The organism is Micromonospora sp. NPDC003816 (assembly GCF_042874705.1).
Classification (GTDB): domain Bacteria; phylum Actinomycetota; class Actinomycetes; order Mycobacteriales; family Micromonosporaceae; genus Micromonospora.
In genome coordinates, this window is record NZ_JBIANP010000011.1 from 108262 (window position 1) to 122317 (window position 14056).

Below are 14056 nucleotides of genomic sequence, written 5' to 3' on the forward strand. Positions count from 1 at the left end.
ATGGGCAAGTATCGCGTCGCCGTCATCGGCGGTATGCCCGCGCCGATCCACGGCGCCAAGGAACTCGGCATCGACGTCGTGCTGGTGCACGAGGAGGGCAAGTACGAGCCGTCCATCCTGGCCCACACCGAGCGGGTCGTCCACGCTCCGCTGGACGACGGCCCGGCCATCCACGCCGCGCTCAGCCCGCTGCACGCCGAGCGCCCGTTCGACCGCGTGATGACCACGACCGAGGTCGCCGCGATCTCGTCGGGCTACGTCGTGGACATGTTCGGCCTGCCGGGCGTCACCGAGTTCACCGCCCGCGCGCTCAAGGACAAGTCCCTCACCCGGGAGTGCCTGGCCAAGGCCGACGTGGAGAACGTCCGCTACCAGGTGGTCAACTCGGTCCAGGAGGCGGTCGCGTTCCTGGAGCAGATCGGCGGGAAGATCGTCCTCAAGCCGATCGACGGTGCGGCGAGCCTGCACATCAAGGAGGTCGAGACCCCGGAGCAGGTGGCCGAGGCCATGTCGGAGCTGGCCGCCGCCGGTATCACCGCGCCGATGGCCGAGGAGTTCCTCTCCGGCCCGGTGGTGAGCGTCGACTCGTTCTCCTTCGGGGGCCGGCACCTCACCATCGGCTACTCCGAATACCGGATGAACGACCGGTTCGTCGAGTGGGAGGTCAGCACGCCGAGCCGGGTCGCCGTGCCCTACCTAGCGGAACTCCGGGAACTCACCGCGAAGCTCCTGGACGCGGTCGGTGTGACCGAGGGACCGTCGCACAGCGAGTTCGTCCTCACCCCGCACGGGCCCCGGGTGCTCGAATCCCACGCGCGTCTGGCCGGCAGTGGCGCGCCGGAACTGGTGCGGCGCGCCTTCGGGCTGGACCTCAACCGCATGTTCCTGACGGTCCCGTTGGGCATCGACGAGCTTCCGCTCGAATCACCCGCACCGATCGGGGGCGCGGTCGCCCTCTTCCTGACCCCGAAGCCGGGGCCGATCACGTCGATCACCGTCAGCGAGGACATTCCGGCGACGGTACGCCGGATCCCGCCCGGCGAGTCGGCGCGGGTCTTCATGCCGTACCTGTTCGAGCTGGGCGCCGAGGACACCGCCGTGGTCATCACCAAGAACCCCGGCGACGAGGTCGCACCGTTGCTGACCGTCGCGGACTGTAGCAACGGCTACATCCTGGCCTCCGGCACGGACGCGCTCGACGCCATCGCCAAGGCCGAGGCGATCAACGCGAAGATAGACTTCGTCACCGGTTGATGAGGGAGAACACCATGAAGCGCACCGCAGTGGTGACGGGTGCCAGCAGCGGGATCGGGGCGGCCACGGCGCGCCGGCTGGCCAAGGACGGATTCTTCGTCGTGGTGGCGGCCCGCCGGTGGGACCGACTGGAGGCGCTGGCGGCCGAGATCGGTGGGCAGGCCGTCGCGCTCGACGTCACCGACCAGGCGTCCGTCCAGGCTCTCGCCGCCGGTCTGGACCGGTGCGACCTTCTGGTCAACAACGCGGGCGGGGCGGTGGGTGCCGACCCGCTGGCCACCACCTCGCCGGCCGACCTGGTGCGGAGCTTCGAGATCAACGTCCTGGGCATGCTGTACGTGACCCAGGCGCTGCTGCCGCTGCTCCGCGCCTCCGACGCACCGACCATCGTGACCGTCACCTCGACGGCCGCGCACGTGACCTACGAGTCCGGCGGCACCTACACGGCCGCCAAGCACGCGGAACACGCGCTGGTCGAGACGCTTCGGCTGGAACTCTGCGGTGAGCCGGTGCGGGTCATCGAGATCGCACCGGGCATGGTCCGCACGGACGAGTTCGCGGTCAACCGGTTCAACGGCGACGCGGAGAAGGCCGCCTCCGTGTACGCGGGCGTGGACCGGCCGCTGGTGGCCGAGGACGTCGCCGAGTGCATCGCCCTGACGGTGGCACTGCCCAGCCACGTCAACGTGGATCGTCTCGTCGTCCGGCCGGTCGCTCAGGCCGCCCAGCACAAGGTGCACCGTCAGCCGATCTTCGGGAGCTGACGGACGGGACGTCGTGCTGAGTCGCACCGCGAGCGGTGCGACTCAGCCCAGATCCTCGGGTTTCACCTTCCCCCTAGCGACAAGACTCTTCGCGAGACGAACCCGCCCCAGCATGACCGCCTGCACGTAGCCGAGCACGACCAGCACGGCGGCGAAGATCTCGCCACGCTCGGCCAGAATCCAGGTGGGAATGATCGCGAAGAGGACCACCGGCACCGCGAAGACCCACAGCGGGTAGCGCAGGTGGTTGCTGAGTGTGGCGTCGAAGAGCTTGGGCACGAGATCATTAGATCTCACCCGGCAAGGACTCCTCGTCCGTCCGTCGACTCAGAACCCAGCGGGCACGTCCCGTGCCTCCGATACGTGGTCACCACCACTTGGGGTAGTGCCGGAGTACCCGGTCCGCCGGTTCCGGTGACTTCGACCTGCGTTCCCGCCACTTCTGCACCAGGTTCGGGCCGTGCACGAGTGCGCCGGCGACCAGCAGGAGCAGGGACCCGTACCGTCCCGACCACCCGAACCAGAGACCGAGACCGGCCACCAGCCAGAGCAGGAAGCCGAGGCCGAGCAGTGCCGTTCGAAGACGTGGGCGGCGCACGACTCTCAGACTACGGCTCGCCGCCAACGAGGCACGTCATCCGTGACCCCTTGGGCCACGGGCGGAACCTGATCCCACCGAGAACCGCGACGCCTCGGTGGGATCAGGCCCGTGCGAGAGATTCCCCTCGGCGCGCCCCAACGCTCGCGCGCCGATCAACGGTTACCCGTTCAGCAGGCGGTGTAGCCCTTGCCCTTCTTCGACCAGGCGCACTTGTCGATCAGCTTGCCGCTGGCGTTGCGCAGGTACGCGGTGTCGCCATTGTTGTTCCAGACGTAGTTGCCCGAGCCCCAGTAGCGGTTCTTGGCGGTGTTCGTGCCCTTGCCGGTGCGGATGACCACGCTCTTGCCCTTGGCGAGCTTCACGTCCCCGCTGAACGTGTAGACGTGGTTGGCCTTGTCGCGCAGCGTCCAGTTCTTCAGGTTGATGGTGCGGGCGCGCCGGTTGGTCAGCTTCACGTACTCGGCGTTCAGGCTGGCGTTCGAGCGGGTGTCCGTACCCGGCGAGTCGTAGTAGACCTTCGTGATCTCGATCGCCGGGGTGGCGGCCTGCGCCGGGGCACCGACGGCCAGCGAACCGCCGAGCGCCACGGCGAGCGCGGACACCAACCCGATGAACCTTCTCGACATGCGTGTTACCCCCACAGGATGCGCGCCGACGTTCGGCGCGGAAACGTCACGCCGACGCGTGACGGAGCGAGGTTAACGACGAGTTACGGCAACATGCGTCCCACTCGCACCCGCGCCGCCGATTACGGCCACGCGGTTGTCGATTAGCGTCCAGCCGGCTCGACCCGACCCGCCGGTCCGGTTGTGCCGACTCGACCGGAGTTCCGTGCCGACCGCACGAAAGATGATCGACGGCTGTGCGTTCGACGTACATCGAGGACCGCAAGACGAGGCACCGAAGCCGCAGGTCCTTTCCGGCGGTCTTGCTGCCATCGCCGCAGACGTCCGGGCGTTGCCCACAGGCCGCATCCACAGCCTGTGGATAGCACATGTGTACGAGTCCAGCTCGCTCCCAGTCTCCGGTGAGTACGCTTGGTCATCCTCCCGGTGCCGCCGGGAGGCGTACCCGACCTGGAACGACGTGCGAGTGGATCATCAGCAAGTCCTCCGCGACGTGACGGTCCGCCTGCCGATGGCGTCGACCGTCGCCGAGGTGTGCCAGGCCACCGTCGATTCGCTGGCCCGTCACACCCCCGCCACCATCGCCGTCCTGCTGCACGTGCACGACCGGCTCCGGTGCGTCGCCGCCACCGGCTCCTGGCAGGTCTTCGCCACCGTCGCGCCGGACGCCGGGATCGTCGGTCGGGTCTACACCGGCGGCGCAGCGGTCGTCGCCCCGGACGTCACGACCGATCCCGACCACATCCCGGTACGCCCCGACGTCACCGCCGAGGTGTGCGTACCGGTGCCGGATCCGGCCGGGCGGGTCATCGGCGTACTCGACGTGCAGTGGACCGGCCCCGCCGACCTCGCCACGTGGCGGACGACCGCCGAACGGGTGGCCGCCCGCCTCGGCGCGCGGATCGTCGCGCTGGGCGGACCGACGGAGAGCCGCAGCGAGAAGCTGCTCCGGCACGCCGCCGCGATGACCGCCGCCGGCACCGAGTGGGACCTGATGACCGCCGCGATCGGGGCGGCCCGGGACGTCTCCACGCTCGGCGCGGCCGTCCTGGTGCTCGGCGGCCGGGGCGGCGTACGGCTCGGTGCCCCGACCGGGGCTCCCGGGGAGCTGGAGAACCGGATGCGGGCCGAGCTGGCCGAGGCGGGCCCGGAGGCGCTGCGCGGCATCATCGACCGGGCGCACCGCTACGGGGCCGGCTACACCCTCGGCGAGGCGGGCCACCCGCCCACCGTGGAGCACGAGCCGCTGGTCCGCGCCGGTGTCCGGACGCTGGTCACGGTGCCGGTGGGTCCGGCCCGACGCGGCGGGGTGCTGCTGGTCGCCGACGACCGGCTGCTGCGTCCCGACCCCACCACGGTCAACCTGATGGAGCTGCTGGCCGGTCAGGCGTGGAGCTGCCTGGACCGGTTGCGCACCCTGGACCGGCTGCGCGAGCAGGCCAGCTCCGACCCGTTGACGGGGCTGCGGCACACCGGCCCGTTCGGGCAGCGGATCGCCACGGCGACGCCGGGCCGGACCGCGCTGCTCGCGATCGATGTGGACGGCTTCAAGACGATCAACGACACCTACGGGCACCAGGCCGGTGACCGGGTGCTGGTCGGCCTGGCCCGGGCGCTGGAGGGCGCGCTGCGCCAGGGCGACGAGCTGTACCGGGTCGGCGGCGACGAGTTCGTCGCGGTGATCGAGGTGAGCCGTCCCGAGGAGGCGGTCCGGGTCGCCGAGCGGCTCACCGAGGCGGCCCGCCGGATCGGCCGCACGATCAGCGTCGGTGTCGCCCTGCCCCGGCCGGGCGAGTCGCCCGAGATGACGCTGCGCCGCGCCGACCAGGCGCTCTACGCGGTGAAACGGCAGGGTCGCGACGGCGTACGCCTCGCCGCCGCCTGAGTACGACGCTCAGCGCTGGGTGATCTCCTTGGCCAGGAGTTCGGCGATCTGGGCGGTGTTCAGGGCGGCACCCTTGCGGAGGTTGTCGCCGGTGACGAAGAAGTTCAGTGCGCGAGGGTCGTCGAGGGCACGACGAATCCGGCCGACCCAGGACGGGTCGGTGCCGACCGCGTCGATCGGCATCGGGAACTCCCCGGCCGCCGGGTCGTCGACGACGATCACACCGGGGGCGTTACGCAGCACGCCACGGGCACCCTCGGCGTTGATCTCGATGCCGAAGACGGCGTGCACCGCCACCGAGTGACCGGTGAGCACCGGCACCCGTACGCAGGTGGCGGTGACCTTCAGGTGCGGCGTACCGAGGATCTTGCGCGACTCGTCGCGCATCTTCATCTCCTCGGAGGACCAGCCGTCGTCGGCCGGTGAACCGGCCCACGGCACCACGTTGAGCGCTATGGGTGCGGGGAACGGGTCGAGGTCGTCGCCGACCGCCTGCCGCACGTCCCCGGTACGCGAACCGAGCAGCCGGTCCCCGGCCACCTTGGCCAACTGGTCGTGCAGCGTGTCCGCGCCGCGCTGACCCGCCCCGGAGACCGACTGGTACGAGGCGAGCACCAGCTCGCGCAGGCCGTACTCGCGGTGCAGCGGGGCGACCGCGACGATCATCGCCAGGGTGGTGCAGTTCGCGTTGGCGACGATGCCCCGGGGGCGGTGCTGGACCTCTTCGGGGTTGATCTCCGGCACCACCAGCGGGACGTCCGGCGCCATCCGGAAGGCGCCCGAGTTGTCCACCACGATCGCGCCCCGGCGTACCGCGATCGGCGCCCAGTGCGTGGCGACCTCGTCCGGTACGTCGAACATCGCGACGTCGACGCCGTCGAACGCCTCCTCGGTCAGCGCCTGGACGGTCAGCTCCTCGCCCCGGCACCGGACCTTGCGCCCGGCCGACCGCTCGGAGGCGAGCAGGCGGATCTCACCCCAGACGTTGCGACGCCCGGTGAGCAGTTCACACATCACGGTGCCGATAGCGCCCGTCGCCCCGACCACGGCCAGGGTGGGCAGCCCGGCCATCCGCGCTACCGTCCCGTTCCCGCGTACACCACGGCTTCGGTGTCACCACCGAGGTCGAACGCCTCGTGGATGGCGCGTACGGCGGCGTCGAGGTCGGTGTCCCGGCAGACCACGGAGACCCGGATCTCCGAGGTGGAGATCATCTCGATGTTCACGCCGGCCTGGCCGAGCGCGGCGAAGAAGCCGGCCGCGACGCCCGGGTGCGAGCGCATCCCGGCGCCGATCAGGGAGACCTTGCCGACGTGGTCGTCGTAGAGCAGGCCCTTGAAGTTGACCGACTCCTGGATCTTGCTGAGCGCGGCCATCGCGGTCGGGCCGTCGGTCTTCGGCAGGGTGAAGGAGATGTCGGTGCGTCCGGTGCCCTCGGTGGAGACGTTCTGCACGATCATGTCGATGTTGATCTCGGCGCCCGCGACCGTGTCGAAGATCCGCGCGGCGGCGCCCGGCTCGTCGGGCACGCCGACGATGGTGATCTTGGCCTCGCTGCGATCGTGGGCGACGCCGGTGATCAGTGCCTGCTCCACAGGAAGCTCCTCCGTCGATCCGATGACCATCGTGCCGGTGTTGGTCGAGTATGACGAGCGGACGTGAATCGGGAGTCCCGCCCGGCGGGCGTACTCCACGCTGCGCAGGTGCAGCACCTTCGCGCCGCAGGCGGCCAGCTCCAGCATCTCCTCGTAGGTGATCTGCTTGATGTGCCGGGCGTTGGGGACGATCCGCGGGTCGGCGGTGAAGACGCCGTCCACGTCGGTGTAGATCTCGCACACGTCCGCGTGCAGTGCGGCGGCCAGCGCCACGGCGGTGGTGTCCGAGCCGCCCCGGCCCAGGGTCGTCACGTCCTTGGTGTCCTGCGAGACACCCTGGAACCCGGCGACGATGACCACGGCGCCCTCGTCCAGCGCACCCTTGAGCCGCCCCGGGGTGACGTCTATGATCCGCGCCCGACCGTGCACCGAGGTGGTGATGACACCCGCCTGGGAACCGGTGAACGAGCGGGCTTCGTACCCCAGGTTGTGGATCGCCATGGCGAGCAGCGCCATCGAGATCCGCTCGCCGGCGGTGAGCAGCATGTCCAGCTCGCGCCCGGGCGGCAGCGGGCTGACCTGGTTGGCCAGGTCGAGCAGCTCGTCGGTGGTGTCGCCCATCGCCGAGACGACCACGACGACGTCGTCGCCGGCCTTCCGGGCGGCCACGATCCGTTCGGCCACCCGCTTGATCCGCTCGGCGTTGGCGACGGAGGACCCGCCGTACTTCTGCACCACGAGTGCCACGACGGCGCACTCCCTCCCAGTTGCCTGAGCGTGCCGACGCCGCCGGCACCGGGGCCGGCGGCGCGGGTCGGACGACCTCAGGGTATCGGGCCGCTCTGACCGCCGGGTCAGGTGATCCCACGATCCGGCCCGGCGTGGCGGGACGGGTGGTGTGCGACACGCCGGAAAGGCCGACCTTTCCGGGGGTGTCCGCAAGGGCACCCAACGCCGAGAATGGCCGGGTGTACGCCGCCCACCGTCCCGTCGTCCGTCTGACCGCCCCGATCGCGTTCGCCCTGCCCGTCCTGCTCGCCGGCTGCTCCTCGGATCCGCCGGACGATCCGCCGCCCCCGCCGAGCGCCGCGCCACGGCCGGCGGGTCAGGACGCGGCCCGCGACGAACTGGCCGCGCTCGCCGCCGCCGCGCAGGATCGGCACCTGATCGCCCGGTACACCCTGCGGGTGGCCGACACCCCGGACCGCTCGATCGTGGTGACCAGCGCCAACGACGGCAGTTGGCGGGTGGACGTACCCGGCGGCGCGCTCGGCGGCACGGCGGACATCTCGCTCGCGGCCACCGCCGACGGGCTGTTCCAGTGCGCGTTGCCGACGGCGACCCGGCCCGAGCCGGCGACCTGCGTACGCGTCGGCGAGCGGGACGACACGCTGCCGCGCCGGATCGACCCCCGCGTGCAGCACCCGTTCACGGACTGGCTGGACGTGCTGACCGACCGGCGCGCCCCGCTGTCGGTCTCCCCCGCGATGGCCCCACCCGAGGCCACCGGCACCTGCTACTCGGTGGAGACCACGGCCGCCTCGATCAACCCACCGTTGGACGTCGGCATCTACTGCTTCGACGGGGACGGCACGCCGACCGCGGTCCGCGCGGCGTTCGGCACCCTGACGCTGGCCGGACCGACCGAACCGGCACCGGCCACGGTGCAGCTCGCCGGTCCGGTGGTCGACGGCGAGCCGCTGGGTATGGAGGCGCCACCACCGCCGTCCACGCCGTCCGATCCTGATCCGGGCGGCACCGCTCCGGACGGCACCGATCCGGGTGACTCCGGAGCGGGCGACGCCGGGCCGGGAGGTACCGCGCCGACCGGTGGCGGGTAGGCCCGGTCCGATCTCCAGGTCCGGCACACCGGGCGTTCTCCGCCCCGGTCCGGGCGGGTGCGGCGTCGGGGTGCGGCTCGGCAACGCCCGGCCGGTCGTCCCGTTACGGGTGTCGTTTCCCACATTCGACCCCCCTGACAACACCACCAAATCCCCCATAAAGGACGCTCCTGCACATGACCGACCTCACCCCCGTACTGGCCTTCCGCTGGAGCCCACGCTCCTTCGACCCGGTCGCGGAACTGCCCCGGGCCGAGGCGGCCACCCTGCTGGAGGCGGCCCGGTGGGCGCCGTCGGTCGGCAACCGGCAGCCCTGGCGGTTCGCCCTCGGACACCGCGACGACCAGACCTTCAAGCGGATCCTGGTCAACCTCGCCCCGGCCGAGCAGCGGTGGGCCGGACGGGCCGGTGCGCTGGTGCTCGGCGCGTACCGGCGGACCGAGCAGGCGTTCGCCGCGTACGACCTCGGGCAGGCGGTGGCCCACCTCACCGTGCAGGCCACCGCGCGGGGACTGCACGTACGACAGGTGACCGATTTCGACCGGGCCGGACTGATCGCCGATCTCGACCTTCCCGCCGATGTGCGACCGTACGTGGTGGTGGCGGTCGGCCAACTCGGCGATCCGTTGAGCCTTCCGGCCGACCTGCTGGCCGATGAGACCAGTCTGCGGCACCGTCGCCCACTCTCCGAACTCGTCCTGAGCTGCGGCGAGATCGTCATCTGATCCGCTAGGCGCAATTTCCATCCCATACTCCGGACGGACCTTTCCCACACCACGTCCCATCACGTAGGGTCACCCTGTCATGTGGCAGGCGCACCTTCTCCTTGGTCGCCGCGACGAGGCCTGACGGCCGGCACCTCGTCGCGGAGTCGAACCGCGCCGCCAGCACCGTCCCGGATCTTTCGCTCGGCATTCCTGCCGACCCCCGTCGCTGACGACACATGACCCCAGGAGAAGTCCGCCATGGCTCACCCAGCCGGCCCCACCGACGTTGACTCCGATGCCATCGCCCGGCAACGTCCCAGCCAGATGCCGCACCGCCGCTACCAGCCCTACCAGCAGCAGTTCCGCATCGACCTGCCGGACCGCACCTGGCCGACCCGGCACGTCGAGACCGCGCCGCGCTGGTGCGCGGTCGACCTGCGCGACGGCAACCAGGCACTGATCGACCCGATGTCGCCGGAGCGCAAGCGCCGGATGTTCCAGCTCCTGGTCCAGATGGGCTACAAGGAGATCGAGGTCGGTTTCCCGTCGGCCAGCCAGACCGACTACGAGTTCGTCCGGCAGCTCATCGAGCAGGACATGATCCCCGCCGACGTCACGATCCAGGTGCTGACCCAGTGCCGGGAGCACCTCATCGACCGCACCTTCGAGGCGCTGCGCGGTGCGCGCCGGGCGATCGTGCACTTCTACAACTCCACCTCCACGCTGCAACGACGGGTGGTCTTCGGGCTGGACCGCGACGGCATCGCCGACATCGCCACCACCGGCGCCCGGCTCTGCCAGAAGTACGCGGAGATCCACACGCCGGACACCGAGATCTACTACGAGTACTCGCCGGAGTCGTACACCGGCACCGAGCTGGAGTACGCGCTGGAGGTCTGCGCCAAGGTCATCGAGGTCGTCGACCCCACGCCGGACCGCAAGCTGATCGTCAACCTGCCCGCCACGGTCGAGATGGCCATGCCGAACGTGTACGCCGACTCGATCGAGTGGATGCACCGGCACCTGCCCCGACGCGACAGCCTGGTGCTCAGCCTGCACCCGCACAACGACCGGGGCACCGGCGTCGCCGCCGCCGAGCTGGGCCTGCTGGCCGGCGCCGACCGCATCGAGGGGTGCCTCTTCGGCAACGGCGAACGCACCGGCAACGTCGACCTGGTGACGCTGGGCCTGAACCTCTTCTCCCAGGGCATCGACCCAATGATCGACTTCTCCGACATCGACGAGATCAAGCGGGCCGTCGAGTACTGCAACCAACTGCCCGTGCACGAGCGCCACCCGTACGCCGGTGACCTGGTCTACACCGCCTTCTCCGGCTCCCACCAGGACGCCATCAACAAGGGCTTCGCCGCGCTGAACGCCGACGCGGCGGCGGCCGGCGTACCCGTCGACGACTTCACCTGGGCCGTGCCGTACCTGCCGATCGACCCGAAGGACCTGGGCCGCAGCTACGAGGCGGTGATCCGGGTCAACTCGCAGTCCGGCAAGGGCGGCGTCGCGTACATCATGAAGACCGAGCACCAACTGGACCTGCCCCGACGGCTCCAGATCGAGTTCTCCGGCGTGGTGCAGCAGGTCACCGACCACGACGGTGGCGAGGTCGGCCCGGACACCATGTGGCAGATCTTCGCCGCGCAGTACCTGCTCGACCACCAGAGCGACCCGGCGGTGACGCTGACCGAGTACGAGATCGGCAGCGCCGATGGCAAGGTCGAGATCACCGCGCAGGTCGGGGTGGACGGTCGGGCCCGTTCGGTGAACGCGATCGGCAACGGCCCGATCGACGCGTACGTGAACGCGCTCGGATCGGCCGGGGTGAGCGTACGGGTGCTCGACTACCACGAGCACGCGCTCTCCTCCGGCGGGGACGCGCAGGCGGCCGCGTACGTGGAGTGCGAGGTGGACGGCCGGACGGTCTGGGGCGTCGGCATGGACGCGAACATCGTCACCGCCTCCGTCAAGGCGGTCACCAGCGCCGTCAACCGCGCCCGTCGCTGATGTAAGGAGGGGTCCCCTGCTATCGCCTCGTGCATAGCAGGGGACCCCTCCTTACATCGCAGAGATCATCCGTCCGGCGTGGAGACCGGCATCGAGTGGCAGGGTTGTGCGGGCGGTGCACGGCGGGTCGGCCGGCGTACCAGAAGTGCGGCGACGATCGCCCCGACCACCAGCAGGCCGGCGCACCAGAGCAGCGCGCCCCGGTACGCGGCGGTGAGTTCGGCGGGCTGCTCGTAGCCCGTGCCGGTGAGCCCGACCAGCAGCGGCAACGCGGCCACCGCCAGCAGGCCACCCACCCGGGACGCGGCGTTGTTGAAGCCGCTGGCCACCCCGGCGAAGCGGTCCGCCACGGCGGCCAGCACGGACGCGGTCAACGGCGCCACCACCAGGGTCAGCCCGGCGCCGAACAGCACCACCCCGGGCAGCACCTGCCGCCAGTACGACGCACCCGCGTCCACCTCCCGCAGCATCAGCAGCCCGACGGCGGCCAGCACCGGGCCGACGGTCAGCGGCAGCCTCGGCCCGATCTTCGCCGACAACGCTCCGGCCTTGGGCGAGCCGACCAGCAGCAGCACCGTCATCGGCAGCAGGGCCAGGCCGGTGAGCAGCGCCGACCAGCCGACCACGTTCTGCAGGTAGACGGCGAAGAAGAACGTGAACCCGCCGAGTGCGGCGTACACCAGCACGGTGAAGACGTTCAGCACCGAGAAGAGTCGGCTGCCGAACAGGCCGGTGGGCAGCATCGCGGTCTCGCCGCGACGCCGCTCCACGAGCACGAACGCCAGCGCGGCCAGCACCGCGACCAGGGCCGACACCAGCACGGCAGGTGAGCTGATCCCGCGACCCGGCGCGTCGACGAGCGCGTACGTGACCCCGGCCAGTGCCACCGCGCCGAGCAGCGCACCGGCCACGTCGAAGCGTCGGCGCCCGCCCCGGCTACGCGAGGCGCTCTCGTCCCGGCTCTCCGGCACCCAGCGCAGCGCGGCCAGCACCACCAGCACGGCCAGCGGCAGGTTCAGGAAGAAGATCCACCGCCAGGAGAGCGCGTCGATCAGCCATCCGCCGATGAACGGGCCGAGGGCGGTGGAGACGCCGGAGAGCCCGGACCACGCCCCGATCACCTTGCCCCGGTCGTCCGGGTGGAAGCTGGCCTGGAGCAGCGACAGCGAGCCGGGGGTGAGCAGCGCGCCGCCGGCACCCTGGAGGAACCGCGCGGCCACCAACCAGTCGGTACGCAGCGCCAGCCCGCACAGCACCGAGGCGACGGTGAACCAGACCACGCCCAGCAGGAAGATCCGCCGTCGCCCGAAGCGGTCCCCGAGAGCCCCGCCGAGCAGCACGAACGCGGCCAACGTGAGCAGGTATCCGTTGACCGTCCACTGTAGGCCCGCCACCGAGGCGCCCAGTTCGGCGCCGAGTCGGGGCAGGGCCACGTTGACCACGGTGGTGTCCAGGAAGACCATGCCGGAGGCGAGGACGGCGGCGGCCAGGGTGCCTCGACCGGCATGCGACTTCAGCCGGAGGGCGGGCGCGGTTTCGGGCATGACTACCAATGTGCCGTGCGCCATACGTGAGACACCACGAATCGCCGAAACTGGGCCCGGGTACTGTGCGGGATCGCCGAAAGCCCGCAAGCTGGAGAGGTGTCGTCTGTGCGTACCAGATCAGGACCTCGCGCCCTGGGGGCGCTCGCGCTCGTCGCGGCGCTGACCCTAGGCGCGGCCGGTTGCGTCGAGTTGGTGGAGCCGGAGGTGTCGCCCACCAGCGGTGACGGCGGCACCGCCACCCAGATGCTCTCCGAACTGACCGTCGCCGAAGCCAACCCGATGCGCGGCTACAGCCGCAACCGTTTCTCGCACTGGCGCAAGACCGGCCAGAACTGCGACGTCCGGGACACCGTGCTGGAACGCGACGGCAAGGACATCCAGCACTCCGGGTGCAACGTGGTGGGTGGCAACTGGGAGAGCGTGTACGACGGGCGGACCTTCACCGACCCGTCCAGCGTGGACATCGACCACATGGTCCCGCTCGCCAACGCGTGGCGCTCCGGCGCCGACGAGTGGGAAGACTCGAAGCGGAGTGATTTCGCGAACGACCTCGACCGGCCGCAGCTCTTCGCGGTTTCGGCCTCCTCCAACCGGGCAAAGGGTGATCAGGATCCGTCCCAGTGGAAACCGCCAAACCGGTCATACTGGTGCCAGTATGCCGGCGACTGGGTGGCGGTGAAGCACCACTGGAAGCTCACGATCACCAGTGCTGAGAAGGCCGCGCTGGCCGACATGTTGGAGGGCTGCACATGGGAGAGCAAGCCGTAACCGGAGCCGGCGGCACCCCGGCACCCGAGCGGACGCCCGACGCGGGTGGGGACGACGCCGCGGCGGCCACCGGCAGCCCCGGCCCGGCCACCGCCGGGATGACCGCCGACGGAGCGGCCGCGGGTGAGGTGGAGGTACCCGGTGCCGGCATGACCGCCGACGCCGGTGGCGCCACCGGCCCGCAGAGCCGGACCACGGACGTCGTGCCCGGACCAGGTGGGGTGATGACCGACGAGGTCGGCGTGGTCACCGGGGAGTTGACCCTGCGCACCGACCTCGCCGACGGCCGGGTCACCCTCCACGTGCAGTACAAGGACGCCGACGAGTGGTACGCGGTCACCGGCGGCAGCGCGGCGCTGGCCGACGCCGCCGGGCTGGACGCGGTGCACAGCATCGCGGTCGGTCTGCTGAACCGCCCCGAGGGCTGATCCCGGGTGTTGATGTAAGCAGGG

General features: G+C 70.8%; 14 protein-coding genes. 8 read left to right on the plus strand and 6 right to left on the minus strand.

Features of this window, described 5'->3' with window-relative positions:
- Together ACFYTT_RS26350 and ACFYTT_RS26355 are read left to right on the plus strand one after the other, a co-directional pair.
- On the plus strand, positions 1–1254 hold the full coding sequence (locus ACFYTT_RS26350; RefSeq protein WP_387263078.1) for an ATP-grasp domain-containing protein: 1254 nt from the start codon (positions 1–3) through the stop codon (positions 1252–1254).
- 14 nt (positions 1255–1268) lie between these two features.
- Positions 1269–2018 (plus strand): SDR family oxidoreductase, encoded by a 750-nt coding sequence (locus ACFYTT_RS26355; protein ID WP_131051611.1) that lies wholly within the window; start codon positions 1269–1271, stop codon positions 2016–2018.
- Between the two features lie 42 nt (positions 2019–2060).
- Here the strand turns inward: ACFYTT_RS26355 and ACFYTT_RS26360 are convergent, their stop codons facing one another.
- The 3 genes from ACFYTT_RS26360 to ACFYTT_RS26370 all read right to left on the minus strand — a co-directional run bounded on the left by ACFYTT_RS26360 (position 2061) and on the right by ACFYTT_RS26370 (position 3245).
- Positions 2061–2297: a hypothetical protein gene (locus ACFYTT_RS26360; RefSeq protein ID WP_176095465.1), complete on the minus strand. Its 237-nt coding sequence runs from the start codon at positions 2295–2297 to the stop codon at positions 2061–2063.
- 88 nt (positions 2298–2385) lie between these two features.
- A complete protein-coding gene (locus ACFYTT_RS26365; protein ID WP_131051615.1) occupies positions 2386–2616 on the minus strand; it encodes a hypothetical protein in 231 nt (76 codons plus the stop codon).
- A gap of 170 nt (positions 2617–2786) precedes the next feature.
- A complete protein-coding gene (locus ACFYTT_RS26370) occupies positions 2787–3245 on the minus strand; it encodes a lamin tail domain-containing protein (RefSeq protein ID WP_387263082.1) in 459 nt (152 codons plus the stop codon).
- Positions 3246–3756: 511 nt separating this feature from the next.
- Here ACFYTT_RS26370 and ACFYTT_RS26375 point away from each other — a divergent pair.
- Positions 3757–5130 (plus strand): diguanylate cyclase, encoded by a 1374-nt coding sequence (locus ACFYTT_RS26375; RefSeq protein WP_387263169.1) that lies wholly within the window; start codon positions 3757–3759, stop codon positions 5128–5130.
- Between the two features lie 9 nt (positions 5131–5139).
- Here the strand turns inward: ACFYTT_RS26375 and ACFYTT_RS26380 are convergent, their stop codons facing one another.
- Together ACFYTT_RS26380 and ACFYTT_RS26385 are read right to left on the minus strand one after the other, a co-directional pair.
- Entirely contained in the window at positions 5140–6201 is a 1062-nt protein-coding gene (locus ACFYTT_RS26380) for an aspartate-semialdehyde dehydrogenase (protein WP_387263084.1), read from the minus strand.
- A gap of 5 nt (positions 6202–6206) precedes the next feature.
- Positions 6207–7472, minus strand: a complete 1266-nt coding sequence (locus tag ACFYTT_RS26385) for an aspartate kinase (RefSeq protein WP_131051618.1) — start codon at positions 7470–7472, stop codon at positions 6207–6209.
- Positions 7473–7657: 185 nt separating this feature from the next.
- Here ACFYTT_RS26385 and ACFYTT_RS26390 point away from each other — a divergent pair, with 185 nt between their 5' ends.
- The 3 genes from ACFYTT_RS26390 (at position 7658) to leuA (ending at position 11289) form a co-directional block, all read left to right on the plus strand.
- Entirely contained in the window at positions 7658–8566 is a 909-nt protein-coding gene (locus ACFYTT_RS26390) for a hypothetical protein (protein WP_387263087.1), read from the plus strand.
- A 176-nt stretch (positions 8567–8742) separates the two neighbouring features.
- Positions 8743–9291, plus strand: a complete 549-nt coding sequence (locus tag ACFYTT_RS26395) for a nitroreductase family protein (protein WP_131053461.1) — start codon at positions 8743–8745, stop codon at positions 9289–9291.
- Positions 9292–9531: 240 nt separating this feature from the next.
- Complete coding sequence (leuA, locus tag ACFYTT_RS26400) at positions 9532–11289, plus strand: 2-isopropylmalate synthase (protein ID WP_176095470.1); 1758 nt, start codon at positions 9532–9534, stop codon at positions 11287–11289.
- Between the two features lie 65 nt (positions 11290–11354).
- Here the strand turns inward: leuA and ACFYTT_RS26405 are convergent, their stop codons facing one another.
- Complete coding sequence (locus ACFYTT_RS26405) at positions 11355–12833, minus strand: MFS transporter (RefSeq protein WP_387263090.1); 1479 nt, start codon at positions 12831–12833, stop codon at positions 11355–11357.
- 108 nt (positions 12834–12941) lie between these two features.
- Between ACFYTT_RS26405 and ACFYTT_RS26410 the strand changes: the two genes are divergently transcribed.
- Positions 12942–13604 carry an HNH endonuclease family protein gene (locus tag ACFYTT_RS26410; RefSeq protein ID WP_131053464.1) on the plus strand — a complete coding sequence of 221 codons (663 nt, stop codon included), beginning with the start codon at positions 12942–12944 and terminating at the stop codon, positions 13602–13604.
- Positions 13586–14032, plus strand: a complete 447-nt coding sequence (locus ACFYTT_RS26415; protein WP_131053465.1) for a hypothetical protein — start codon at positions 13586–13588, stop codon at positions 14030–14032. The genes ACFYTT_RS26410 and ACFYTT_RS26415 overlap by 19 nt, the downstream gene beginning before the upstream one ends.
- Positions 14033–14056 lie beyond the last annotated feature (24 nt).

Coding starts and splice junctions, on each gene's coding strand:
- ACFYTT_RS26355 (WP_131051611.1), top strand. CDS start 1,269: ATGAAGCGCACCGCAGTGGTGACGGGTGCCAGCAGCGGGATCGGGGCG.
- ACFYTT_RS26405 (WP_387263090.1), bottom strand. CDS start 12,833: ATGCCCGAAACCGCGCCCGCCCTCCGGCTGAAGTCGCATGCCGGTCGA.
- ACFYTT_RS26350 (WP_387263078.1), top strand. CDS start 1: ATGGGCAAGTATCGCGTCGCCGTCATCGGCGGTATGCCCGCGCCGATC.
- leuA (WP_176095470.1), top strand. CDS start 9,532: ATGGCTCACCCAGCCGGCCCCACCGACGTTGACTCCGATGCCATCGCC.
- ACFYTT_RS26395 (WP_131053461.1), top strand. CDS start 8,743: ATGACCGACCTCACCCCCGTACTGGCCTTCCGCTGGAGCCCACGCTCC.
- ACFYTT_RS26375 (WP_387263169.1), top strand. CDS start 3,757: ATGGCGTCGACCGTCGCCGAGGTGTGCCAGGCCACCGTCGATTCGCTG.
- ACFYTT_RS26415 (WP_131053465.1), top strand. CDS start 13,586: ATGGGAGAGCAAGCCGTAACCGGAGCCGGCGGCACCCCGGCACCCGAG.
- ACFYTT_RS26380 (WP_387263084.1), bottom strand. CDS start 6,201: ATGGCCGGGCTGCCCACCCTGGCCGTGGTCGGGGCGACGGGCGCTATC.
- ACFYTT_RS26370 (WP_387263082.1), bottom strand. CDS start 3,245: ATGTCGAGAAGGTTCATCGGGTTGGTGTCCGCGCTCGCCGTGGCGCTC.